Source organism: Vibrio cholerae (assembly GCF_008369605.1).
GTDB classification, from domain to species: Bacteria; Pseudomonadota; Gammaproteobacteria; order Enterobacterales; family Vibrionaceae; genus Vibrio; species Vibrio cholerae.
This window is the reverse complement of record NZ_CP043554.1, coordinates 150,689-176,508: the sequence shown is the minus strand read 5'-3', so window position 1 is coordinate 176,508 and position 25,820 is coordinate 150,689. Positions and strand designations below refer to the sequence as shown.

The 25,820-nt window shown below is 50.3% G+C and carries 19 protein-coding genes; 15 read left to right on the top strand and 4 right to left on the bottom strand.

The genetic code is table 11. From position 1 onward, the window contains the following. Positions 1 to 128: 128 nt before the first annotated feature. From F0316_RS00865 to trmL, 4 genes are all read left to right on the top strand, one after another. Positions 129 to 815 carry a response regulator gene (locus F0316_RS00865; protein WP_000940152.1) on the top strand — a complete coding sequence of 229 codons (687 nt, stop codon included), beginning with the start codon at positions 129 to 131 and terminating at the stop codon, positions 813 to 815. Beyond that, positions 815 to 2,209 carry an envelope stress sensor histidine kinase CpxA gene (gene cpxA, locus F0316_RS00860; protein ID WP_001239209.1) on the top strand — a complete coding sequence of 465 codons (1,395 nt, stop codon included), beginning with the start codon at positions 815 to 817 and terminating at the stop codon, positions 2,207 to 2,209. The genes F0316_RS00865 and cpxA overlap by 1 nt, the downstream gene beginning before the upstream one ends. A 132-nt stretch (positions 2,210 to 2,341) precedes the next feature. Further along, complete coding sequence (locus F0316_RS00855) at positions 2,342 to 2,959, top strand: superoxide dismutase (RefSeq protein ID WP_001120291.1); 618 nt, start codon at positions 2,342 to 2,344, stop codon at positions 2,957 to 2,959. A 52-nt stretch (positions 2,960 to 3,011) separates the two neighbouring features. Further along, positions 3,012 to 3,488 carry a tRNA (uridine(34)/cytosine(34)/5-carboxymethylaminomethyluridine(34)-2'-O)-methyltransferase TrmL gene (gene trmL / locus F0316_RS00850; protein WP_000459575.1) on the top strand — a complete coding sequence of 159 codons (477 nt, stop codon included), beginning with the start codon at positions 3,012 to 3,014 and terminating at the stop codon, positions 3,486 to 3,488. 33 nt (positions 3,489 to 3,521) lie between these two features. On the opposite strand, the gene F0316_RS00845 is transcribed toward trmL, so the two are convergent. Continuing rightward, the gene (locus tag F0316_RS00845; protein ID WP_148500345.1) at positions 3,522 to 4,007 is read right to left on the bottom strand and encodes an FxsA family protein; all 486 of its coding nucleotides are present in this window, start codon (positions 4,005 to 4,007) and stop codon (positions 3,522 to 3,524) included. 91 nt (positions 4,008 to 4,098) lie between these two features. Beyond that, a complete protein-coding gene (locus tag F0316_RS00840; RefSeq protein WP_149560145.1) occupies positions 4,099 to 5,037 on the bottom strand; it encodes a GGDEF domain-containing protein in 939 nt (312 codons plus the stop codon). 244 nt (positions 5,038 to 5,281) lie between these two features. Between F0316_RS00840 and aspA the strand changes: the two genes are divergently transcribed. The 5 genes from aspA to F0316_RS00815 all read left to right on the top strand — a co-directional run bounded on the left by aspA (position 5,282) and on the right by F0316_RS00815 (position 14,931). Beyond that, positions 5,282 to 6,733 carry an aspartate ammonia-lyase gene (aspA, locus tag F0316_RS00835; RefSeq protein WP_000224048.1) on the top strand — a complete coding sequence of 484 codons (1,452 nt, stop codon included), beginning with the start codon at positions 5,282 to 5,284 and terminating at the stop codon, positions 6,731 to 6,733. Between the two features lie 127 nt (positions 6,734 to 6,860). After that, a complete protein-coding gene (locus F0316_RS00830) occupies positions 6,861 to 8,168 on the top strand; it encodes an anaerobic C4-dicarboxylate transporter (protein WP_000638377.1) in 1,308 nt (435 codons plus the stop codon). A gap of 393 nt (positions 8,169 to 8,561) precedes the next feature. Continuing rightward, positions 8,562 to 12,167, top strand: coding sequence for a pullulanase-type alpha-1,6-glucosidase (pulA, locus tag F0316_RS00825; RefSeq protein ID WP_149560144.1), 3,606 nt, complete (start codon positions 8,562 to 8,564; stop codon positions 12,165 to 12,167). A 159-nt stretch (positions 12,168 to 12,326) separates the two neighbouring features. Further along, positions 12,327 to 14,129, top strand: a complete 1,803-nt coding sequence (locus F0316_RS00820) for a protein-disulfide reductase DsbD (RefSeq protein ID WP_116671739.1) — start codon at positions 12,327 to 12,329, stop codon at positions 14,127 to 14,129. Positions 14,130 to 14,301: 172 nt separating this feature from the next. After that, positions 14,302 to 14,931 (top strand): response regulator, encoded by a 630-nt coding sequence (locus tag F0316_RS00815; protein ID WP_000378642.1) that lies wholly within the window; start codon positions 14,302 to 14,304, stop codon positions 14,929 to 14,931. A gap of 101 nt (positions 14,932 to 15,032) precedes the next feature. Here the strand turns inward: F0316_RS00815 and F0316_RS00810 are convergent, their stop codons facing one another. Next, positions 15,033 to 16,778 carry a potassium/proton antiporter gene (locus F0316_RS00810; protein ID WP_000340298.1) on the bottom strand — a complete coding sequence of 582 codons (1,746 nt, stop codon included), beginning with the start codon at positions 16,776 to 16,778 and terminating at the stop codon, positions 15,033 to 15,035. A 378-nt stretch (positions 16,779 to 17,156) separates the two neighbouring features. Between F0316_RS00810 and F0316_RS00805 the strand changes: the two genes are divergently transcribed. After that, entirely contained in the window at positions 17,157 to 17,423 is a 267-nt protein-coding gene (locus tag F0316_RS00805; protein ID WP_000874728.1) for a DUF4212 domain-containing protein, read from the top strand. A 10-nt stretch (positions 17,424 to 17,433) separates the two neighbouring features. After that, positions 17,434 to 19,137 carry a sodium:solute symporter family protein gene (locus tag F0316_RS00800; protein WP_000354544.1) on the top strand — a complete coding sequence of 568 codons (1,704 nt, stop codon included), beginning with the start codon at positions 17,434 to 17,436 and terminating at the stop codon, positions 19,135 to 19,137. A 97-nt stretch (positions 19,138 to 19,234) separates the two neighbouring features. Here F0316_RS00800 and F0316_RS00795 read toward each other — a convergent pair whose 3' ends face one another. Then, positions 19,235 to 19,906, bottom strand: coding sequence for a 7-cyano-7-deazaguanine/7-aminomethyl-7-deazaguanine transporter (locus F0316_RS00795; protein ID WP_001015358.1), 672 nt, complete (start codon positions 19,904 to 19,906; stop codon positions 19,235 to 19,237). Between the two features lie 367 nt (positions 19,907 to 20,273). On the opposite strand from F0316_RS00795, the gene gmk reads away from it, so the two are divergent. The 4 genes from gmk to recG all read left to right on the top strand — a co-directional run bounded on the left by gmk (position 20,274) and on the right by recG (position 25,622). Beyond that, positions 20,274 to 20,897 (top strand): guanylate kinase, encoded by a 624-nt coding sequence (gene gmk / locus F0316_RS00790; RefSeq protein WP_000515793.1) that lies wholly within the window; start codon positions 20,274 to 20,276, stop codon positions 20,895 to 20,897. 107 nt (positions 20,898 to 21,004) lie between these two features. Further along, positions 21,005 to 21,277, top strand: a complete 273-nt coding sequence (gene rpoZ / locus F0316_RS00785; RefSeq protein WP_000135052.1) for a DNA-directed RNA polymerase subunit omega — start codon at positions 21,005 to 21,007, stop codon at positions 21,275 to 21,277. Positions 21,278 to 21,308: 31 nt separating this feature from the next. After that, the gene (spoT, locus tag F0316_RS00780) at positions 21,309 to 23,426 is read left to right on the top strand and encodes a bifunctional GTP diphosphokinase/guanosine-3',5'-bis pyrophosphate 3'-pyrophosphohydrolase (protein WP_000280452.1); all 2,118 of its coding nucleotides are present in this window, start codon (positions 21,309 to 21,311) and stop codon (positions 23,424 to 23,426) included. Between the two features lie 117 nt (positions 23,427 to 23,543). Continuing rightward, complete coding sequence (gene recG, locus F0316_RS00775; protein ID WP_114717300.1) at positions 23,544 to 25,622, top strand: ATP-dependent DNA helicase RecG; 2,079 nt, start codon at positions 23,544 to 23,546, stop codon at positions 25,620 to 25,622. Positions 25,623 to 25,820: the final 198 nt, after the last annotated feature.

The following is a 25,820-nucleotide window of genomic DNA, read 5'->3' as shown; positions in this document are numbered from 1 at the left end:
TAGATTACGACTTGCAAGGTCAAGTGACGTATAGGGAGCGTAAAGAATCGTAAAGAGCAGATTGCTCACTGACCACAGCACTTTTTTCACGGTAAACTGAAGGTAACCAAGCAATACACGAGGCAGCTATGGCACATATCCTTTTGATCGACGATGACACCGAATTGACCAGTCTATTAACCGAGGTTTTACAGTACGAAGGCTTTGAAATTTCACAAGCCAATGACGGTGAAGCCGGACTAGCCGCGGTCAGCGATGAGATCGACTTGATCCTACTCGATGTGATGATGCCTAAGCTTAATGGCATGGAAACCCTCAAGCGTCTGCGCGAAAAATGGGCAACGCCGGTTTTAATGCTGACTGCGAAAGGCGAAGAGATCGATCGGGTGATCGGCTTAGAGCTCGGAGCGGATGATTATCTACCCAAACCTTTTAGCGATCGCGAGTTGCTGGCGCGCATTCGTGCGATTTTGCGCCGTACGCAAAACGGCCTCACGCCTAAAAACAGCGATGTCATCGAGTGTCAGGACATTCAAGTCTACCCCGGGAAACAGGAAGCCTACTGCCAAGGACAACTGCTGGAACTGACGACTACGGAATTTGCCCTACTCACTCACTTTGTGCAGTCGCCCGGAGCAACCTTGACCAAAGAGATGCTGAGCATTGAAGTGCTCGGCAAACACCTTGCGGCATTTGATCGAGCCATCGATATGCATGTGTCTAACCTGCGCAAAAAACTGCCTGAGCGGCCAGATGGCAAAGCACGGATCAAAACCTTGCGCGGTCGCGGCTACTTAATGGTTCAGGAGGAGTAATGCGTCTACCGTTACCGAAATTGAATAACCTGTATGGGCGCATCTTTGCGATTTTCTGGTTTACCATGCTGTTGGTACTGTTCGCGGTATTGACCCTACCTCATCTTGACCCGCGTAAATCGCGTGACTTATCACCCGAAACGCATCAACGTTTGCTCGAGAGCAGAGATCGCTTTGAACAGCAATTTCGCAACCAAACCGACTTAAGAGCCATTCTGTTTCAGCTCGAAGGGCCAGACAGTCAGCACCGTAAACACGATGGTCAGCCGCGTTTTTTTATCACCGATTTAGAAAGCAACATTATCACCAACTCAAAGCAGACCGATTTTCGTTTTAAAGCGATGCAAAACTTCTGCTCCAGTATTGAATCGGTTCAAAAACCGCAGCAGCGCCTGTATGGCCGTTATATGTTGGCAGGCCCAGTGCCCATTACGCTAGCTAAGCAAGATCTGCTGTTGTATGTCGGTATGCGCTGGGATGAACCGCCGCCGTTTTTGCTGCGTCTGTTTGATAAACCCTTCCAACTCTTGTTGGCGATCATGCTGGTGAGCACCCCGCTGCTACTGTGGCTGGCGTGGGCCTTGAGTAAACCGGCGCAAAATCTGGCTCAAGCCGCGCAGCGTGTCGCGCGGGGCGAATTTGTGCATGACCCGAAATTAGAACGCGGCACAGCGGAGTTTCAACAGGCGGGACGCAGCTTTAACCAGATGGTGGATGCAGTCAATCAGATGGTTTCTGGGCAGCAAAGACTGCTTTCTGATATTTCCCACGAATTGCGTTCACCCTTAACTCGGCTACGCATGGCCAACGCGCTGGCAATGCGTAAACTCGGTAGTAGCAGTGAATTAGAACGGATCGATACCGAAGCACAACGTTTAGAGCAGATGATTGGGGATTTACTGGCGCTCTCACGCATGCAAATCAATAGCCATTTAATGCGCGAAGTGCAGCCACTGAGTAGTTTATGGGAAGAGTTGCTCAAAGATGCGCAATTTGAAGCTGAACAGATGCACAAAATGCTGACTTTTGACGCGATCCCAGAGCGAACCATCAACGGCACGCCCAAATTACTGATGAGTGCATTGGAAAACGTGGTGCGTAACGCAATCCACTACGGGCAACAGCAGATCCACGTAGCCTTTACCATTCAAGACCAGCAACTCATCGTGAGCGTCGATGATGATGGCGAAGGTGTACCCGAAGAGGAGTTGGCGGATATTTTCCGCCCGTTCTATCGCGTCTCGACAGCGCGGGATCGACACAGCGGTGGCACAGGGCTTGGTTTAGCCATCACCGAAAATGCCATTCGCCAACACAGTGGCACTATCAGCGCAAACCGCAGTCACTTAGGAGGCTTACAAGTTCGCTTTACTTTACCTCTGGCGAGCGCTTAACGCAGTAACTCGGGGCAGCAATATCCTCACAATCTTCAGGTTGTTAATGATATTAATTATCATTAACATGAAAGAATACCCTTGCTATCCGCCTTGCTGATAGCCAAGCGATATTCATCCAAGGAGGATACTATGCCCCATCTATTTCCCGATCTACCTTACGCTTACGATGCGTTAGAACCTTATATTGATGCCAAGACCATGGAGGTGCATTACAGCAAGCACCACCGCACTTACTACGATAAATTTCTGTCTGCCATCAAGGGGACTGAGCATGAAGATAGGCCACTGAGCGAGATTTTCGCGCGCGTTTCGACCTTACCCGCGGCCGTGCGTAACCACGGTGGTGGCTACTATAACCACATTGTGTATTGGAACTGCATGAAGCCTAACGGTGGCGGCGAGCCACAAGGCGAATTGGCCGCAGAGATAGAACGTCAATTTGGCAGTTTTGCGCAGTTCAAAGAAGCCTTCTCGCAAGCGGCCGTGAACACCTTTGGCTCTGGTTTTGTCTGGCTTATCGTGCAACAAGGTCAACTGAGCATTACTTCCACCAGCAACCAAGATAACCCATTGATGGATGTGGTTGCCGTGCGTGGCGAGCCGATTCTTGCCCTTGATGTGTGGGAACACGCTTACTACATTCGCTACCAAAACCGCCGCCCTGAGTACATTGATGCGTGGTGGAATGTGGTGAACTGGGAAGCGGTCAGTGAAAACTACGCCATCGCACTCACCCAAGCTGCGTAAATCATCAGAAGGGGCTATACTCGCCCCTTCTTTATTTCATTGACCATCCGTTATGTTTGATATCGCTCTCTACGAACCCGAAATCGCGCCCAATACGGGTAACATCATTCGTTTGTGTGCCAACTGTGGCGCGAACTTGCATCTCATCGAGCCACTGGGTTTTGATCTGGAAGAGAAAAAGGTGCGCCGCGCCGGTTTGGATTACCATGATTTAGCTCGAGTGACGCGCCATAAAGATTACGCCGCGTTTATCGAATACTTACAGCGTGAGCGAGGCTCTTTCCGCGTGTTTGCTTGCACCACGAAAACCACACAACATCATGTAGATGCCCAATTTCAACAAGGCGATGTGCTGCTGTTTGGTCCAGAAACACGCGGTTTGCCTGCCGAGCTGATTGCCAGCTTGCCCGCCGAGCAGCGGATTCGCATCCCTATGATGCCAGAAGCGCGCAGCCTAAACCTTTCCAATGCGGTAGCAATTATTGCTTTTGAAGCGTGGCGTCAAATGGGGTTTGATGGCGCACGCTAATACACCATCAAAGTAACCGACTGACCTAAGGTATTATTTCAAACGGTGCTGGTCTTGATCGTCTTTGCGCTCAAACTCACCTTCATAGGTCGTGCCGTTTGGATTTGCACGATCGTGAAAAGGGTTGGGCTGCTCAAAACCGGCTCCACTGGCGTGGATATTGCCGACCACCACACGGCTCATCAACTGCTTTGCGAAATAAGCACGCGGCGCAGGCAGCAGTACCAGCATACCGAGGATGTCCGTGAAAAAGCCGGGGGTCAGTAACAACACACCCGCCACGGCTAACATTACCCCTTCTAAAATTTGCTGAGCGGGCAGTTGGCCTTGCGCTAGGCGCTGTTGTACGGTTAACAGCGTTTGTAAACCTTGGCTACGCACCAGCGAAGCACCAACAATTGCGGTTAACAGCACAAGGGCGATGGTCGGCCACACTCCGAGCACGCCGCCGACTTGAATAAACAGCGCGATTTCAATCACAGGGACTGCAATAAATACAAACAGTAGTATCGGGAACACAATACCTCCTTGGTTTTGGTCACGTTAACCACAACCGAGATGGCTGACAAGTCACCCTGAGAGAAAACCGACGCCAACAAACACTTTTTGTTTACCGATCAGCAATCACCCGATTGCGCCCCAAGCGTTTCGCCGACAGCAGCGCTTGATCAGCAGTGTGTAACAAATTGTCCCAATTGTGACTCATCATCGCTCCCATGGTGCACCCAGCACTGAGCGTCAACGCAATCTGCTGTCCTTGCCACATCAAGGTATGGCTCTCAACATAGTCTCGTATGTTTTCGGCCAGCCCAATCACATTCGCCATGTCGTCGCATTCAAAGCAGACCAAAAACTCTTCACCGCCCCAACGCACACAGCAAGACAGTGGAGGTAAGTTTTGCTCCAACAATCCGGCGATTTGGCGCAGCACATAGTCTCCAGCAGGATGGCCGTAGGTATCGTTGATCTGCTTAAAATGGTCGATATCAAAAATGATCAACCCCAATAGCGTCTCAGGTGCTATCGGCTCACTCCAAGTGAAGAAACCTCGGCGATTTTTCAGTTGAGTCAATGGATCAATTTGCGATTGGCGCTCAGCTTCAGCAAGAGAGATTTTATAGTCATGAATATTGCGAAAAGTAATGATATGCAGATCGTCACGACAGGACGGTTCGATTTGCGCTGAGACGGAAAACCAGCGCTGCACCCCATCAGCACACATGATCAAAGCGGACATCTGCGCGACATCTTCGCCTTGCGCCCGCGCTTCATCGACCGTCTTTTGCCATTGCGCAATGATCTCCTGTCGATAGTCAATTTGTGGGTAAGCCCTTTCAAACCAAGTCTCGATATTTGGGATCTGCGCCATGGTATACCCGAGCTCTTTCACAAAAGCTTTATTAAAATGCAGATGCTCACGCTCGCCTTGTCCGAGCACAGAAGATTTAGAAATAATGATCGGCAGCGGAATCACATCCAGTATGCGGCTGACATATCCTTGTAAATCTTGGTCCGACAACAACCTTGCTGAATCGGCACGATTCACCATAAATCCGTTCCTTTTTATACCGCTTTCTCTCTTTATATAGTTATAGATAAAACTCTCAGCAAATTTTCCATCAAATTGTATTAAAAGGTGATCCAGTTACTATTTTTAATATGCATTTACAGTATTATGTGCCTCGTAAGTCAGGACGGATTTCCAGCCAAAAACTCTGACGAATGGATTCTTAAATTACAGAAATGGCTATTAATTTAGTTTTTTACCAGAATAATTATCTAAGGATCCCCTTATGGCTACCCTATCTGAAGCGCCTAAAACAGCGACTCCGGCTACCCGCATTGAAGAAGATCTGTTAGGTCAACGTCACGTTCCTGCTGATGCTTACTACGGTATTCATACCCTTCGCGCTGTCGAAAACTTCAACATCTCTAACGTTACGATCTCTGACGTGCCTGAATTTGTACGCGGCATGATCATGACCAAAAAAGCGGCCACTCTGGCAAACAAAGAGCTGGGCGTGATTCCTAAAGATGTGGCGAACTACATCCTTCAAGCGTGTGATTTGATTCTTGAAACAGGTAAGTGCATGGATCAATTCCCGTCAGATGTATTCCAAGGTGGTGCGGGCACGTCAGTGAACATGAACACCAACGAAGTGATTGCTAACGTTGCACTCGAGCTGATGGGCAAACAAAAAGGTCAATACGAGTTCATCAACCCCAATGACCACGTAAACAAGAGCCAATCAACCAACTGTGCATACCCAACGGGTTTCCGCATCGCGGTTTACAACAGCATCCTGAAAGTGATTGATGCGATTGAATACCTAAAAGGCTCATTCGAACTTAAAGCGGCTGAGTACAAAAACATCCTGAAAATGGGTCGTACTCAGTTGCAAGACGCTGTACCTATGACCGTAGGTCAAGAATTCCACGCATGGGCTGTGACGCTGAATGAAGAGATCCGCGCGCTGCAATACACTTCAAAACTGCTTTTGGAAGTGAACTTGGGCGCAACCGCGATCGGTACTGGCCTGAACGCCGCTCCGGGTTACCAAGAGCTGGCCGTGAAATATCTGGCGCAAGTGACAGGTTTAGAAACCGTTCCAGCAGAAGATCTGATTGAAGCCACCTCTGACTGTGGTGCTTACGTGATGACTCACGGCGCGTTGAAACGTCTAGCGATGAAGCTCTCTAAGATCTGTAACGATCTACGTCTGCTCTCTTCTGGTCCACGTGCAGGTCTGAATGAAATCAACTTGCCTGAACTGCAAGCGGGTTCGTCCATCATGCCAGCGAAAGTAAACCCAGTAATCCCAGAAGTGGTGAACCAAGTTTGCTTTAAAGTATTCGGTAACGACAACACCATTACATTCGCCGCAGAAGCGGGTCAACTGCAGTTGAACGTCATGGAGCCTGTGATTGCTCAAGCGATGTTTGAGTCTATCTCTCTGCTGACTAACGCCTGTGTCAACCTACGCGACAAGTGCATTGATGGCATCACAGTCAACAAAGAAATCTGTGAAAACTTCGTGTTTAACTCTATCGGTATCGTGACTTACTTAAACCCATACATTGGCCACCATGAGGGTGACATTGTCGGTAAGATCTGTGCCGAAACCGGTAAGAGCGTACGCGAAGTGGTACTTGAGCGCGGCTTGCTAACTGAAGAGCAGCTCGATGACATCTTCTCGGTTGAGAACCTGATGCATCCTCAGTACAAAGCAAAACGTTACGAATAATCGTTCGGTTTAAGCCCCCTTTGTTGGGGGCTTTTCTCATCAAACTCAATGCGGTGAAAGCATTATTTGAACGCTCGTTATGGTGAGTGTTGAGATAATTTTTTCATCTTTAAATGAGGTAATCATTATGATTTGGGTCGAACTGGCTATTGTTCTCCTCTTCATCTTCATAGGCGCACGGATTGGCGGTATCGGCATTGGTTTGGCCGGTGGTGCTGGTGTGATCGCCTTGTCATTAATCCTTGGCGTACCGACTAAACAAGCCTTTATTCCGGTCGACGTCATCTTGATCATCATGTCGGTCATCACCGCAATTGCCGCAATGCAAGTGGCTGGCGGTATGGATTGGCTGGTCCAACTGGCCGAAAACTTCCTACGTAAACATCCGGAAAGAATCACCTTCTACGCTCCGATTGTCACTTTCCTGATGACACTGATGGCAGGTACAGGCCACACCGCATTTTCCACTTTGCCTGTGATTGCCGAAGTGGCAAAAGGTCAAGGCGTGCGTCCTTCACGCCCACTCTCGATTGCTGTTGTTGCCTCACAAATCGCGATCACCGCTTCACCGATTTCAGCGGCCGTCGTTGCCTTCGCGGCAATGCTGGTACCGTTTGGTGTGGATTACTTAACACTGCTGGCGATCTGTATCCCAACTACCTTCGCCGCCTGTATGGTCGGCGCGTTTGTGGCCAACTTTATGGGCAGCGAGCTGAAAGATGATCCGATTTATCAAGAGCGTCTGGCACAAGGTCTGATCAAGCTTGCGGGTACTCAGAAGCGTGAAATTCTGCCAACCGCGAAAACCGCGACTTACATCTTCCTCACCGCGATCATTCTGGTGGTGTGCTACGCGGCGGCGATTTCAAACTCGATTGGTCTAATCGAAAACCCAGCGCTTGGCCGTAACGAAGCGATCATGACCTTCATGCTCGCAGCTGCAGCCGGTATTGTGCTACTGACTAAGATTGACGCGGCACAAATTCCAGCCGCTTCAACCTTCCGCTCAGGTATGACAGCCTGTGTCTGTGTACTGGGTGTGGCTTGGCTTGGTTCAACGTTTGTCAACGCACACGTCGATGGCATCAAAGAAGTGGCTGGTACTCTGCTGGCTGACTACCCATGGATGCTGGCACTGGTGCTGTTCTTTGCTTCTATGCTGCTTTACTCACAAGGTGCAACCACAGTTGCGCTGATGCCTGCCGCACTGGCGATTGGTGTGGCGCCTCTGACCGCAGTAGCTTCTTTTGCTGCGGTGAGCGCCCTGTTCGTACTGCCAACCTACCCAACCTTGTTGGCCGCAGTAGAAATGGATGACACAGGTTCAACGCGTATTGGTAGCTATGTATTTAACCACCCATTCTTTATTCCAGGTGTGGTCACCATCGCCAGCGCCGTTGCCTTTGGCTTCCTATTTGGCAGTCTGTTTATCTAAGAATAAAGTGCAAAATCATGGGAGCTGCGGCTCCCTTTTTTGTCGCTGCCAATCGCCATTCTCCTGATTAGAGGAGCTTTATTTCTCCTGAAAATCATCTTCTTGAGAAATGCGATCCGTTTCAAACCCTACCTTGTCATCACCATCAGGCACAGCGAGGCTAACTGGCGCGCTCAGTAAGGCTTTGCTCTGTATAGCACGTCATCTCACCCTACAATCCGTGCTCTAAATCACAGCTCCTCCTCCCACCATTCGTGATGTTCTGCCCTGCTTGAGGATTTTTCTTCATCGAAAAGATCTTTATTGAGTTGTCTCACACTCCGTAGCCCAGCATTTTCCTTAGCCTATTCATAGTGTTGAACAACAACCTCTATAATTCTAAGGAACGAGAACGTGAATAATCCTACTTTCAATCTCTCACGCGTGAATCGCGTGCTGCTGCCGATGTTGGCCAGTACCGTGCTGCTCGGCTGCAATGAGTCAAACACTAATCCAGATAACAACACCCAAGGCCCAGTCACCCCTCAACAGTTGGTGAAAGTCTATTACCAAGTGACCACCGCCCAGCGCAGTGGTGACAGCTCGCCTTACAGCAAAGCTTCTCTTTATGTTTGGAACAATGAGCAGTGCGCGGCCTATGCGGGCAATCACCCCGACGCGAACGATTGGGCTAAGGGTCTATTGCCCACCGGGATTGATGATGAGTTAGGCGCCTATTGGGAGTTGCCCTATCACGCGAATGAATCCACTCAGTGCATTAACTTTATTCCACGGATTGATGGGCAAAAACCACTGGGCGATTACGATGCCAAAGTCGATTTAACTCAGTTAGGTGCCGGTAATGCGGTTTACACCCAGCAAGGCGTTGCGGCAGTCTATCCAGAGTTAATCCCCCGCAATGCACTGCCGACCAATACCGCGCGCCTGTATCTCAATACGCAAGATGGCGATGGAAGCTTCTTCACCCTGCATGTGTGGAATGAAGGTGAATGCCAAAACTATGCGGCCAGCAATTCAGCTTGGCCGGGCATCGCGCCGAGCGGATACAGTAAAACCTATGGCCCTTATTGGGATTTACCGATTAATGGCCGCGATAACTGCATCAATGTTATCCCCAACAATAAAACCAACGGCGACTATCAAACCGCCAATTTGAAACTAGATTTCACCAAAACGGGAGCGATTGGCCCTATCGGCTTTGTGTTCAAAGGCACCGACAAAATTTACTACCAGCCTTTGGCAAAACGGCCACAAAATCAGGTTGAACTGAGTGGTGCAAGCGCGATTTTTGCGGATGCGTCGACCTTACTGGTGGGCAATCTGGAAGCGACATCAGCCACTCTGTATTACTCCCGACAAGGTCAACTCCGTTTTGACAGTGCCAGTAAAACCGTACTCAATGCCGACCATACGATTACCTCTCAGCGCCCAAGCGGCACCGAATGGCAAGCGCAAAAACCGCATTTAACCTCAGACTTTCGTGGCTTTGAGTTTGATTTCCAAGCCGCAGGGTTAGATCTCAAAACTTTATTGCAAGGCCAACTGTTACTGGTCGCCAGTGATGCCACAGGCGTCCTTTTAGCAACCGAAGTGCAGCCCGCCAGTGCCTTGGATGCGCTGTATGCGGATAGCGCGAGCACTTTGCAATATGGCGCACTGATCAATCCTGATGGCAGCACCACTTTCCGCTTATGGGCTCCGACAGCGCAAGCGGTATCGATGATCCCTTACGGGACGGATAAACAAGCCAAAACACCGATTGCGATGAGCTTTGATACCCAGTCAGGCAGTTGGAGTGCCGTCAATACGGCACTGGCGCATGGCGATTACTATCGCTATCAAATCACCGTCTATCACCCTGCGACTGACCAGATTGAAACCTATCAAGTGACAGACCCTTACTCGCACAGTTTGGCCATCAATTCACTCTACAGTCAGGTAGTGGATCTCAATCATGCCGATCTCAAACCTGAGGGCTGGGATACGTTAGCTGCGCCACATCCACAACACGAGCGTGCCGATTTTATTTTGTATGAAGCTCACGTCCGTGATTTTTCTGCCCACGACACCACCGTCACTTCGGCGCACCGCGGTAAATTTGCCGCCTTTAGCGAGCAAGAGAGTCAGCCCGTACAACATTTAAAACAGCTAGCCCGTTCTGGTGTGACCCATCTGCATTTGCTGCCCGTGTTTGATATTGCCACCATCAATGAAGATCCAGAGCAAGTGGTCAATTTGGATCAGCCATTTAGCCGTTTGTGTGACCTCAAACCCGCGCTCAAAAACGACAGTGACTTAGCGGCTTACTGCACTGGTGATGACACACTGCAAAGCGTCTTTACCATGTTAAAAGCCAGAGACTCGAAAGAGCAGCCTCTCGTGCAGCGTTTGAATGGTTTTCTGCGTGATGTGGATAGCTTCAACTGGGGCTATGATCCGTTCCACTACACCGTGCCTGAAGGCTCGTATGCCACTCAACCTGACGGCGTTACCCGCATCAAAGAATTTCGTGAGATGGTGCAAGCGGTCAAACAAGAGATTGGGATGAATGTGGTGATGGATGTGGTTTACAACCACACCAACGAAGCGGGGGTTTCGGATAAATCGGTACTGGATCGCATCGTCCCTTGGTACTACCAACGCTTGAATGAGTGGAGTGGTCAGGTCGAGAATTCTACTTGCTGCTCGAATACCGCACCGGAAAATCGCATGTTTGCTAAGTTGATTGATGATTCGATTCGTACTTGGGTTAAAGAGTACAAAATCGATGCCTTCCGCTGGGATTTGATGGGACATCACCCGCTGGCGCAAATTGAGCAAACCTTAACGGCGGCCAAGCAAATCAATCCTGATGTTTACTTCTACGGCGAAGGTTGGAACTTTGGCGAAGTGGCGAATGATCGCCAGTTCAAACAGGCAACCCAACCCAATTTGGCCGGAACGGGCATTGGCTCGTTTTCAGATCGTCTGCGTGATGCCGTGCGCGGTGGCGGCCCATTTGATGGCGAAGCGAGCCTACGCGCTAACCAAGGCTGGGGTAACGGTATTTATGTGCAAAAAAATGATCTGAGCAACAACACGCGAGCTCAAGCACTGCACTTGGCAGATTTAACTCGCCTTGGTATGGCTGGGAATTTAAAAGCCTTCACCTTTATTGACCAAACAGGCAACACCATCAAGGGCTCAGAACTCGACTACAACGGGCAAGCGGCAGGTTATGCCAATGATGCTTGGGAGATCCAAAACTATGTTTCTAAGCACGATAACCAAACCTTGTGGGATAACCAGCAGTACAAAATTGACTATGCGCTACCACTCCGCACTCGAGTGCGCATGCAAGCGGTCAGCTTAGCGACGGCGGTATTAGGCCAAGGTGTGCCTTTTGTGCACATGGGAAGCGAGTTACTGCGTTCTAAATCCATGCAGCGTGACTCTTACGACTCTGGTGACTGGTATAACCGCGTTGATTTTGGCAAAACCAGCAATAACTGGAATGTGGGCCTGCCACGTCAAGACAAGGACGGCAGCAACTGGTCGATCATTGAAACCGTGATTGCGCAAGCCGGAGCCAATGCCGAGCCACAAGCCGTCGACATTGCCACCATGAATGATTATTTCAATGAATTGGTGCAACTGCGTCGCTCGTCATCCCTACTCACGTTAGGCAAAGGCAGTGAGATCATCAAACGCGTCCATTTCCACAACACAGGCAGTGAGCAAATTCCGGGCGTCATAGTGATGAGCATTGATAACCAAGGCGACCTACATGATGCTTCCCTCGATGCTGCGCGATCAGGCTTGGTGGTGGTACTCAACGCCAGCCCAACACCGCTCACCGAGTTTGCCCACTTTGATGCCACCGATTATCAGTTGCATGCCATTCAAGCGGATCTGGGCAATCGTTCCATCGCTTATAACGGCGCAGCCGCGAGCGTAGTTAACCAGCGACTGAGCGTTCCTGCATGGTCAGTCGCCGTATTTGAAAAACGACATCCTTAAGGAAGGGGAAAGCTTTCGCATCCTCGAATCAACAACACCTAATGACAAGGGAAGCCACTGGCTTCCCTTGTTGATGTTCATCTTATTGAAACTTATTGCGCCCTTCTCGGGTCTGATTGGGTTACTATCACCGGTAAATGATTAATCACGATTTGACTCATGCGCACACTGATACTCTGTTTTTCACTGCTGTTTGCCCTGCTTACCCAACCCGCTTGGGCACTCTTTGGTAATAACGCTGGCAATAACGCTGGCACTGCAAGCTTTGCTCCGACACAAAACCGTTTTGTTCCGGTCGATGAAGCGTTTCCGTTTAATGCGTTCCAGCAAGGCTCAACCTTGTTTATCGATTGGCAAGTCAAAGAGGGGTATTACCTCTATCAAGACAGGATCAGCATCAGTGGTGAACATCTTGAGATCGGTGAGTACTCACTGACCGAAGGTGAGCCTTATCACGATGAGTTTTTTGGTGATGTGAAAATCTACACAACACCTTTATCTGTTCCGCTGCCTTTGGTGGCTTATCAAAGCGGAGCCAAAGTCATCGTGCAGTATCAAGGCTGCGCCAAAGCAGGATTCTGCTATCCACCAGAAACACGAGTGATCGACATTACGCCATTTAACGCAGAATCAAACCGCGTTATCGAGCCTAAGACCAACACATCAACGCAAACAACACTGCCACAAACCGATAACGCCCCCACGTCTGCACAAGATTCACTGGCCAACAAACTGGCGCAAAATTGGTGGACGCCACTGCTGTTTTTAGCGCTTGGGGTTGGTCTGGCTTTCACCCCTTGCGTGCTGCCCATGTATCCGATTTTAACCAGTATCGTACTTGGCGGTGCCCAGCTCACCCAACGCCGCGCGTTACTGCTCAGCGTGATTTACGTGCAAGGCATGGCGCTCACTTACACCTTGCTTGGGTTAGTGGTCGCTTCGGCTGGATTGCAATTTCAAGCCGCACTACAACACCCTTATGTGCTGATGGGTTTAAGCGTGCTGTTTGTGGCGCTCGCCCTTTCTATGTTTGGTTTGTACAGCCTGCAGTTACCAAGCGGGGTGCAAACTTGGCTGAATTCATTGAGTAACGCTCAGCAAGGCGGCAGTCTACCCGGTGTGTTTGCCATGGGCGCCATCTCAGGCTTGGTCTGCTCACCCTGCACGACTGCGCCACTTTCTGGCGCCCTGCTTTATGTGGCACAAAGTGGCGATCTGCTCACCGGCGCGGTCGCCCTTTACGCGCTCGCTATCGGCATGGGTATTCCGCTGATTTTGGTGGCCGTATTTGGCAATAAATTGCTGCCTAAAGCGGGCAACTGGATGGAGCGAGTGAAAACCCTGTTCGGTTTTGTACTGCTCGCGGCACCGATTTTCCTGCTTGAACGCATTGTGCCTGAGTTTTGGTCCAGCGTGCTGTGGTCGGCTCTCGGTTTAGCGGCGTTTGGCTGGCTATACCATGTCAAAAACAGTCTGCCGTTTGGTGGTTGGAAACAGAGCTTAATTGGGATAGTCGCGATTTTAGGACTGCTGGCTTCTGCGCAGCCCCTGCTTAATCACTGGTTGGCACCGACTCAAACCGCTCAGCAGGTCAAACAGATCCAATTTACTCGCATCGCTAACCTGAGCGAGCTGCAAGGCGCACTGGCAGGGGCTAAAGCACAAGGCAAACCTGTGATGCTCGATTTCTACGCGGATTGGTGCGTGGCCTGTAAAGAGTTTGAGAAATACACCTTTCACGCCAAGCAAGTGGAAACCAAGCTCAGCGGCTTTGTACTGCTGCAAGCCGATGTCACTAAAAATCAGCCGCAGGATATTGAGTTACTCAAGGCGCTGAATGTGCTCGGTTTGCCAACCATTGAGTTTTGGAATGCGCAAGGCGAGCCGGTACCGAATGCTCGTATTACCGGTTTTATGGCCGAGCAACCGTTTCTCGACCATCTCACACAACAAGGTTTATAAGTTGTCGCCCCATTCGCACTGCGATGGGGCGACGCCTCCGAAATCGTGTTCGCTATTCAAACTCATGCATTTAAAAAGGGATACAGTTCAGACTTTTAACGGGTAAAGATTGTTCACTGCGCTAAACAGAACAATAATTCCTATAACTGTTTGGTAAACCTGTTGTGACGTCATGGACTCGACCTACACCATCATCATTGCTGATGACCATCCCCTGTTTCGTAATGCGCTGTTTCAATCGGTGCACATGGCGATCAGCGGTGCGAATTTGCTGGAAGCGGACTCGCTGGATGCTTTGCTCACCCTACTCAATAAAGAATCAGAGCCCGATCTGCTGCTGCTGGATCTGAAAATGCCCGGTGCCAATGGCATGTCCGGTTTGATTCACTTGCGTTCCGAATACCCAGATTTACCGATAGTAGTCATTTCCGCTAGTGAAGAACCCAGCGTGGTATCGCAGGTGAAAAGTCACGGCGCGTTTGGCTTTATTCCAAAATCGAGCGATATGCGCAGCCTGATTGCCGCGCTCAATCAAGTGCTCAACGGCGAGCCTTATTTCCCCGCACATTTACTGGTTGATGGCTTTGTCGGTAATGACCTAGCGGAAAAAGTCGCCGCGCTGACTCCGCAGCAATACAAGGTACTTGGCATGCTGTCTGATGGTCTGCTCAACAAGCAGATTGCTTATGAATTGAATGTGTCGGAAGCCACCATAAAAGCGCATATGACGGCCATTTTCCGCAAACTTGGGGTGAAAAACCGCACTCAAGCAGTGATCTTGCTAAAAGAAATGAGCGAGTGATCTACTCGCTCATTTCTGCTTACTCGCGCTATACCCAAACGCCTTGGCATTACTGGTCGGCGGCGTTGAACAGCACCGCAATATCAAGGCGCAAACGATCGTTACTCCGCGCCTTCTTGTAGCTCTTCTTCGGGCGGTAAGCGCAGACCGATTTTGGTCACTTTCCAGTCCACCACATCGGCGACTACCCATTGCAAACCATGCCATTCGAAGTAATCGCCGAGCACTGGCGTTTCGCCCAAATGTTCTAACACCAGATCTTTAAGCTTAGCGTCAGCCTCAAGCTCACCTAAGTCCAGACCATATAACAAAGCCACATCTTGCAATTTCGCTTCAATATCGAGGAAGAAGTCCCCAAAGAAGCGCGCAAGAGAAGCTTTTTCTGGTGCTTCGCTGAATAGACGACTGAGCGATTCCAGATCGCGCTCCTGCGCCATCACACACAAGGTATCGCCTTCGCATAATTCGGTACTCCCCGATGGGTGCAGCAGTTGATTATCGCGAAACACCGCCGCAATCCGGGTACCTTCAGGCATAAAGAGATTGCGCAGCGGCTCACCGATACACCATTTGTCGGCTTTGAGTTTATAGATAAACAGCTCCCACTCGCTGGTCGGATAAATTTCCACGCCCGTGCGCGAAATCGGCTCCGGTTTTGGGGGCAGTTCCACTTTAGCCAGCGACATGGCTTTGGTCAGCGTTCCGCCCTGCACCACCAGCGACACCATAACCACGAAAAACGCGAGGTTGAAGTAAAGCTGGGCGTTGGGCAAACCCGCCATCATTGGGAAGACCGCAAGGATGATAGGCACGGCGCCACGTAGCCCAACCCAAGAGACAAACCATTTCTCACGTGCGGTAAAACTTTTAAACGGCGCAAGGCCAATCCATACCGCAATGGGGCGCGCAAAGAGGATCATCCCCACCGCCAACGCTAAACCGGGAAGTGCAATCTCCATCAATTCCGATGGTGTGACTAACAAACCGAGCACTAAGAACATGCCAATTTGCGCCAGCCACGTCATGCCATCAAGCACGTTAAGGATCGCGTGACGACTGCGCGTAGGACGATTGCCGAGCAATAACCCCGTCAAATAAATCGACAAAATTCCGCTGCCACCCAACGCGTTAGACAAGGCGAAAATCATCAAACCGCCACTCACCGCCAGAATCGAGTACAAACCTTCCGGTAATTGGTTGCGATTGATTAGCCACCATAAAATCCAGCCACCCGCCAAGCCAAGCAGCGCTCCGACACCAAACTGCTGGATAAAACTGAGCAATAAAAACCCTGCGCTTAAATTGGTTTCGGCGCTGCCAAGCACTGCGATCAAGGTAACGGTCAAAAACACCGCCATCGGGTCGTTGGTTCCCGACTCAATTTCCAAAGTTGCACCAACCCGTTCATTGAGGCTGCGCCCTTTGAGCAGAGAAAATACCGCCGCCGCATCCGTCGAACCTACAATCGCACCAACCAAGACACCTTGCAGTAGGCTCAGATTGAATAGCCACATCGCGAGCAAACCAGTAAGCAAGGTGGTCACAGCAACACCTAAGGTCGCGAGAGAGACCGAGGGCCAGAATGCGACGCGAAAACTCGCCACTCGAGTGCGCATCCCGCCATCGAGCAAGATAATCGCCAGAGCGAGGTTACTGACTAAATAGGCTACGGGATAATTATCAAAGGCAATCTGTCCAATGCCATCTTCTCCCGCCAACATACCAACCGCGAGAAACACCAATAAAATCGGGATCCCCAATTTCGAAGAGACAGGGCTAAGTAATACGCTGATGCCTATCAATAAGGCACCTATCATAAAAAAACTGTTAATCGTAACGGCGTCCACTCTACCTCCCAGTCTGCGATTAACGACTTGATGTCGTTAACGGATTGCCCTGTTTATCAATAAGTTTGCCCGCCTATTGTGCACGAATTCATGACATCACTAAGAAAAGTTTATGTAAACAAATCACGCTTTAGCGAGCTTTGCTCGACAAAAAAACCATTACGCCACTCGTCGTCGTTATACTTTTGGCTACATTAACATCAGATTAACATCTCATTTTTATAGCTGCCGTCGAATAACCCTTCGCTTTAACGCTGTTTTTTGGCCTAAATCCCCCGACTAAAGTTGCACAGATCCCTTGCTATTAGGCTGCTAACCTAAGATGCGTAACATTGTGTTAACACCTCTAACGGGATAACGAAAAGGAAGGAGAAGGCCATGGCGTTCAAATCATCTGAACATGCTCAAGCCTACTGGAAGGAAAACTTGGGGATCATGGGCTCACTGCTTGCAGTGTGGTTTTTAGTCTCATTCGGCGCCGGCATTTTGTTTGTCGATGCACTGAATACGATTGAATTTGCTGGGTTCAAACTCGGCTTTTGGTTCGCGCAACAAGGTTCGATCTACACCTTTGTTGCCCTGATCTTTGTCTATGTTGCGCGCATGAATGCGCTCGACAAGAAATATAACGTACAAGAAGACTAAGGGGCTGAGCATGGATATTCAAACCTGGACGTTTATTCTGGTCGGCATCACTTTTGCGCTCTATATCGGTATTGCGATTTGGGCCCGTGCGGGATCGACCAGTGAGTTCTATGTTGCGGGCGGTGGTGTACACCCTGTCGCCAACGGCATGGCTACCGCTGCCGACTGGATGTCAGCGGCTTCCTTCATCTCAATGGCAGGCATCATCTCTTTTATCGGCTATGACGGCACCGTTTACCTGATGGGTTGGACGGGCGGTTATGTGCTGCTTGCACTTTGCCTTGCTCCTTACCTACGTAAATTCGGTAAATTTACCGTGCCGGATTTTATCGGAGACCGTTACTACTCCAGAACCGCGCGTATGGTTGCCGTATTCTGTGCCATCTTTATTTCGTTCACTTATGTGGCGGGACAAATGCGCGGTGTCGGCGTGGTGTTTGCGCGCTTCCTTGAAGTTGACATCAACGTCGGTATCGTGATCGGTATGGCGATCGTGTTCTTCTACGCGGTAATGGGCGGCATGAAGGGCATCACCTATACCCAAGTAGCACAATACTGTGTACTGATCTTCGCCTTCTTGGTGCCTGCGATCTTTACTTCACTGATGATGACAGGGAACCCCATTCCACAAATTGGTTTTGGTTCAACCCTGACAGGAACCGATGACTATCTCCTCAATAAGTTAGATGGCCTCGCCGTGGAACTGGGCTTTACCGCCTATACGGATGGCTCAAAGAGTATGGTTGACGTCTTCTTTATCTGCGCAGCATTGATGGTGGGTACAGCAGGTCTACCTCACGTTATTATTCGCTTCTTCACTGTACCTAAAGTGTCAGATGCACGTGTCTCTGCTGGTTGGGCGTTAGTGTTTATCGCATTCTTGTACACCACTGCACCCGCGGTAGCAGCCTTTGCTCGCGTCAACATGATTGACACCATCAACGGTCCAGACATGCAAGGTGTGACGGCTGCTGAAGCACCGACTTGGTATCGCAACTGGGAAAGCACGGGCCTTGTCAAATGGGAAGATAAAAACGGCGATGGTCGTATGTTCTACTCAGGCGACGCGCGTAACGAGATGACCATCAACAACGACATCATCGTTCTGGCTTCACCTGAAATCGCCAAACTGCCGAACTGGGTTGTGGCTCTACTGGCAGCGGGTGGCCTTGCCGCCGCACTCTCTACCGCAGCGGGTCTGCTACTGGTTATCTCAACCGCGATTTCTCATGACTTGTTGAAGAAAGGGTTTAAACCCGATATGACCGATAAGCAGGAGTTGCTCGCCGCGCGGATTGCCGCCGCACTCGCCATCGTTGGCGCGGGTTATCTGGGCATCAATCCTCCGGGATTCGTCGCTCAGGTGGTGGCCTTCGCCTTCGGTCTGGCTGCAGCCTCCTTCTTCCCAGCGATCATCCTTGGCATCTTCTATAAGAAGATGAACAAAGAAGGGGCGATCATAGGTATGTTGGCAGGGATCACCTTTACTGCAGCTTACATCATCTACTTCAAGTTCATTAACCCAGCCGCGAGCGTTCCAGCCAACTGGTGGTTCGGTATCAGCCCAGAGGGCATTGGTACACTCGGTATGTGCTTGAACTTTGTGGTGGCGATTGTGGTTAACAAATTCACCGCTGAAGTACCACAAGATGTGCAGGATATGGTGGAATCTATCCGCTATCCAAAAGGTGCAGGCGCGGCACACAGCCACTAAGTTAATACTGACTACTCAATCCTAAATGTGAAAAGCCCGAGACTTCTCTCGGGCTTTGTTTTTCCTCGCCGCGGCGACCGTGTCGCGCTTGGTTTAATTAAGCTTTGGCACTCGCCATCGCAAAATTGGGGTTCACCGCAGTCAGCTTTTTGATCAGGTAGTTAAGCAAGACGCCGTACATAGGCACAAACAAACCTAAGCTAATGATGAGCTTGAAGGTGTAATCGACTAAAGCGATTTCCGTCCAATGCTCAGCCATAAACGGATCGCTGCTCTGGTAGAAAGCAATCGAGAAGAAAGCGATGGTATCGAGTGCATTACCAAACAGCGTCGAACAGGTTGGTGCCACCCACCACTGCTTCATTTGACGTAGGCGGTTGAACACATGCACATCCATGATCTGGCCAAGCAGATATGCCATAAAACTGGCGATCGCAATCCGCGCGACAAACAGATTGAATTCACTCAGCGGCGCTAAACCTTGGTATTGGCCTTCAAAAAACACCACCGAAAGCAAGTAAGAGACCGCCAATGCAGGAAGCATCACCAGAAAAATGATCTTACGCGCCAATCCTGCACCAAAAATACGTACGGTGAGATCGGTCGCTAAAAAGATAAACGGAAAAGTGAATGCGCCCCACGTAGTGTGGAAACCGAAAATGGTAAACGGGATTTGCACCAGATAATTGCTCGACGCAATGATCACGAGGTGAAACAAAACAAGATAGCCAAGGGCTTTGCGCTGCTGCGCAGGGGTAAAGTGATTCATACTGTACCTTTTTAGTTTGGTTTGGGGGCGAGGGAACCCAAATTGGAAGCACGCTTCCGGCTCAAATTTTACATGGTTGACCAACAGCCAACTCACAAGGGCGGCGATTATATCCCAAACGTTATCCGGCGCAAGGGTATTTTTTGAGCAAACGATGGCGTCATCATTCCGAAATGATCATCCTTTTTGCGCGGAGAGTTTAACCGACAAGCCATCGCAACGCTTGAGAAGATCTTGCAGATCGTGCTACTCTTCGCCTCCATTTTTCTGGCTGAAAAATCATCCATTCTGGATCCAGTCAGTGCTATCTTTAAATCATTGCCGGTTAAGGCAAAGACATAATCCCAACCTAAGTGGAACCGAATCGATGGGCAAAGGTACTCTTTATATCGTTTCTGCACCCAGTGGCGCAGGTAAATCAAGCTTAATTGCCGCCCTACTGGAGCAAAACCCAACCTATGCAATGAAAGTCTCGGTCTCACATACCACACGTGGTATGCGCCCCGGCGAACAAGATGGCGTTCATTACCATTTTGTCGAGAAAGAACATTTCATTGAGCTTATCGGCAAAGGGGAATTCCTCGAATACGCAGAAGTGTTTGGCAACTATTACGGCACTTCTCGGGTGTGGATTGAAAACACACTCAACAAAGGGATTGATGTGTTTCTCGATATCGACTGGCAAGGCGCGCGTCAAATCCGCAGCCAAATGCCAGAAGCGAAAAGCATCTTTATCCTGCCGCCTTCGAAAGAAGAGCTGGAACGCCGCTTAAACACGCGCGGTCAAGACAGCGAAGCGGTGATCGCTAAACGCATGGGTGAGGCTAAATCTGAGATTTCGCATTACAGCGAATATGATTACGTCATCATTAATGATGATTTTGATGTCGCGCTAATGGATTTCAAAGCCATCATTCGTGCAGAAAGATTGAAGCAAGACAAGCAAGCTGCTAAATATAGCGCTATGTTGTCTGCTCTGTTGGCTGAATAAACAGCCAGCTTGGGTTATCAGTCTATCCCGTTGCTAGAATCTCAACCGGTTAGCCTGTATACTTTCTCGTCATTCAACTTATCAGTTAACTAAATTTTGGAGTTCTCATGGCACGCGTAACAGTTCAAGACGCTGTTGAAAAAATTGGCAACCGTTTCGACTTAGTTCTGGTTGCGGCTCGCCGCGCTCGTCAAATGCAATCTGGCGGTAAAGATGCATTGGTGCCGGAAGAGAACGATAAGCCAACGGTTATCGCTCTGCGCGAAATCGAAGAAGGGCTGATCACGAAAGATGTGCTGGATGCGCGTGAGCGTCAAGAGCAGCAAGAACAAGAAGCGGCAGAGCTGGCTGCAGTTAGCAGCATCATGCACAACCGTTAATCGTAGCGATTTAACCCGCCGGGCCTGAAATTTGTATCTATTCGATAGTCTAAAAGACGTTGCCCAAGAATACCTCACAGAGCCTCAAATTGAGGCTCTGCGCCAATCTTATGTGGTAGCCAGAGATGCCCATGAAGGGCAAACCCGCTCAAGCGGCGAACCTTATATCATTCACCCTGTTGCCGTCGCGCGAATTCTCGCCGAGATGCGTCTCGACCTAGAAACGCTACAAGCGGCACTGCTGCATGATGTGATTGAAGATTGTGATGTCACCAAAGAAGACTTAGATGCCCATTTTGGCAGCTCAGTCGCCGAATTGGTGGACGGGGTTTCTAAGCTCGATAAGCTCAAATTTCGCGACCGCAAAGAGGCGCAGGCGGAAAACTTTCGCAAAATGGTGCTGGCCATGGTGCAGGATATTCGGGTTATCCTGATCAAACTGGCCGACCGCACGCACAACATGCGCACCCTCGGTGCACTACGTCCGGATAAAAAACGCCGCATTGCCCGTGAAACCTTAGAAATTTATGCTCCCCTCGCCCATCGTTTGGGTATCCATAACATCAAAACCGAGCTCGAAGAGTTAGGCTTTGAAGCGCTCTACCCGAATCGTTATCGCGTCCTTAAAGAGGTGGTGAAAGCCGCGCGCGGTAACCGCAAAGAGATGATCCAACGCATCCACAGTGAAATCGAAGGCCGCTTACAAGAAGTGGGGCTGCCGGCTCGCGTGGTGGGTCGTGAGAAAAATCTGTTCTCCATCTACAACAAGATGAAAACCAAAGAGCAGCGCTTTCACACCATTATGGATATTTACGCGTTTCGGATTGTGGTGGATACCGCAGATACCTGCTATCGCGTGTTGGGTCAGGTGCATAGCTTGTACAAGCCGCGCCCAGCGCGGATGAAAGATTACATTGCCGTCCCGAAAGCCAACGGCTATCAATCGCTGCACACTTCCATGGTTGGCCCCCACGGCGTTCCGGTAGAAGTGCAGATCCGTACCGAAGATATGGATCAGATGGCGGATAAAGGGGTGGCAGCCCATTGGTCGTATAAGGCCAATAGTGAGCGTGGCGGCACTACCGCGCAGATTAAAGCGCAGCGCTGGATGCAAAGCCTACTTGAGTTACAACAAAGCGCCGGTAACTCCTTTGAATTTATCGAAAACGTCAAATCCGATCTGTTCCCAGATGAGATTTACGTTTTTACGCCAAAAGGTCGTATCGTTGAGCTGCCAATGGGCGCAACCGCCGTCGATTTTGCTTACGCGGTACATACCGACATCGGTAATACCTGCGTCGGCGCGCGAGTCGATCGCACGCCATACCCGCTCAGCCAATCGCTGAAAAGTGGCCAGACGGTGGAGATCATCAGCGCACCGGGCGCTCGTCCGAATGCGGCATGGCTCAACTATGTGGTGACTTCGCGCGCACGCACCAAAATTCGCCAAGTGCTGAAAACGATGCGTCGCGAAGACTCGATTACTCTCGGTCGTCGCCTACTTAACCATGCGCTTGGCGAACACTCAGTTAACGAAATTGCCCCAGAGAACATCAGCAAAGTCTTGAGCGATCTAAAAATCGCCTCGATGGATGATTTGCTGGCCGCGATTGGTTTGGGTGAGTTGATGAGTATCGTGATTGCACGCCGCCTACTTGGCAATGCTGATGAACTGACCGAGCCTAGCAAATCCGGCGGCAATAAAAATAAACTGCCGATCCGCGGCGCAGAAGGCATTCTGCTCACCTTTGCCAACTGTTGTCACCCCATTCCTGACGATCACATCATCGCTCACGTTTCACCGGGACGTGGCTTAGTGGTACACCGTGAAACCTGTCCAAACGTACGCGGCTATCAAAAAGAGCCAGACAAGTACATGGCGGTGGAATGGACCAAAGATTACGATCAAGAGTTCATTACTGAGCTGAAAGTGGATATGCAAAACCGCCAAGGTGCACTGGCAGAACTGACCAATGTGATCTCCAAAACGGGCTCGAATATTCATGGCCTGTCAACGGAAGAGCGCGATGGTCGCTTGTACACGGTCACGGTTCTGCTCACCACCAAAGATCGGGTGCATTTAGCTGGCATCATGCGCAAAATCCGCACCATGCCTCACGCGCTTAAAGTGCGCCGCCGCAAGAACTGATCAACACAAGAGAGGGGGAAACCTGCGTTTCACCCCTATCTTGGGCAATTTTTCCTGTACAAAAACACAGCTCGATGTTTGAATAGCCATTAAGTCAAATGGTTAGATCAAACGCGCATGTCACAACTCCTCTCAGCCGTTCCTCTTTGTGAACTCTCCGGTGTCGGGGCCAAAGTCGCCGAAAAACTGGAGAAAGTCGGTTTGCACACGGTGCAGGATCTGCTGTTTCATCTTCCGCTGCGTTATGAAGATCGCACTCGCGTTTATCCGATAGTGCAACTGCACCACGGTTTATGGGCCGCGGTACAAGGCAAAGTGATGGCAGTGGATACCCTGTTTGGCAAACGCAAAATGCTCACCGTGAGAATCAGTGATGGCAACGGTACACTGACACTGCGTTTTTTTAACTTCACCGCGGCGATGAAAAACAACTTTGCGGAAGGCAAATTTGTGCATGCCTATGGGGAAATCAAACGCGGTAATCAAGGCTTAGAGATCATCCATCCTGACTACAAATTCTTTGCCCCTGCACAAACGCCAGATGTTGAGCCAAACCTGACTCCGGTTTACCCAACCACTGAAGGACTGCGCCAACTCACCCTACGTAATTTGACTGACCAAGCGTTGGTGCTGCTTGAGAAATCTGCGGTGCAGGAGTTACTGCCATCCGGACTTTACGATCAGCAGATGACCTTAGCCCAAGCGCTGAAAATCATTCATCGCCCATCGGCGGATATCGATTTGCGCCTGTTTGAACAAGGGCGACATCCGGCGCAAATTCGGCTGATCATGGAAGAACTGCTGGCACAGAATCTCTCTATGCTCGCGATTCGCAGCCAAGGCCAGCAAGATGTGGCCTTGCCACTGACCCCCGTCCACCAACTCAAACAACAACTCTTGGCACAGCTTCCCTTTTCACCGACTAAGGCGCAGCAGCGTGTGGTCGCCGAAATTGAAGCGGATTTAGAAAAACCACATCCAATGATGCGCTTAGTGCAAGGCGATGTGGGCTCAGGCAAAACCTTAGTCGCAGCACTTGCGGCAGTGCGGGCTATTGAGCATGGTTATCAAGTGGCCTTGATGGCTCCTACCGAGCTGTTGGCCGAGCAGCACTCGCTCAATTTTGCGCAGTGGCTGGAACCGATGGGCATTCAAGTAGGATGGCTCGCGGGTAAGCTTAAAGGCAAAGCGCGGGAAACGGAGCTGGCACGCATCGCCAGTGGCGAAGTGAAAATGGTGGTCGGCACCCATGCACTGTTTCAAGAGCAAGTGTCGTTTGACCATCTTGCCTTGGTGATTATTGATGAGCAGCATCGCTTCGGGGTGCATCAGCGCTTAGAGCTACGCGAGAAAGGCGCAAAACAAGGCGCGTATCCGCATCAGCTCATCATGACTGCTACTCCGATCCCGCGTACTTTGGCGATGACGGCTTATGCCGATTTGGAAACCTCAGTGATTGATGAGTTACCCCCCGGGCGTACTCCGATTCAAACCGTAGCGATTCCGGATACCAAACGCGATGAGATTGTCGAGCGCATTCGCCACGCCTGCCTCAACGAAGGCAAGCAAGCGTATTGGGTGTGTACTTTGATTGATGAATCCGAAGTGCTGGAAGCGCAAGCGGCCGCAGAAACGGCCGAGGAACTGCAACGTAAACTGCCCGAAGTCAAAATCGGCTTAGTGCATGGCCGGATGAAACCGGCTGAGAAGCAAGCGGTAATGCAAGCGTTTAAAAACAATGAGCTGCATCTGCTCGTCGCCACCACAGTGATTGAAGTGGGCGTGGATGTGCCTAATGCCAGCTTGATGATCATTGAAAACCCCGAACGTTTGGGGCTAGCTCAACTTCACCAGCTACGCGGCCGTGTTGGGCGTGGTACCGTAGCCAGCCATTGTGTGCTGCTGTTTCATGCACCACTCTCCAAAACCGCGCAAAAGCGTTTGGGCGTTTTGCGTGAAAGCAACGATGGATTTGTCATCGCGCAGCGCGACTTGGAAATTCGCGGCCCCGGAGAGCTACTGGGTACCAAACAAACCGGCTTGGCCGATTTCAAAATTGCCGATCTGGTACGCGATCAGCAACTGGTTCCGCAAGTACAACGCATCGCACGCCATATCCATGAACGTTACCCGCAGAATGCACAAGCCATCATCGATCGCTGGTTAGGCGAGCGCGATATTTACGCCAAAGCTTAGTGGTTTTGATCCTCATCAAGTCGGTCTAAAACCTTATGAGCAAACGTTTGCTTTCCTGAGTAAAACCTCTATAATCGCCGCCATTTTCCGGTAAGCGCAAACATTTACCTCTCTACCCAGAGCAGAGTCTGATTATACCCAAACTACTTGGAGTTGCAGGTAGGCGGCAAGTGAGTTCATCCCCATGAGCATAGACAA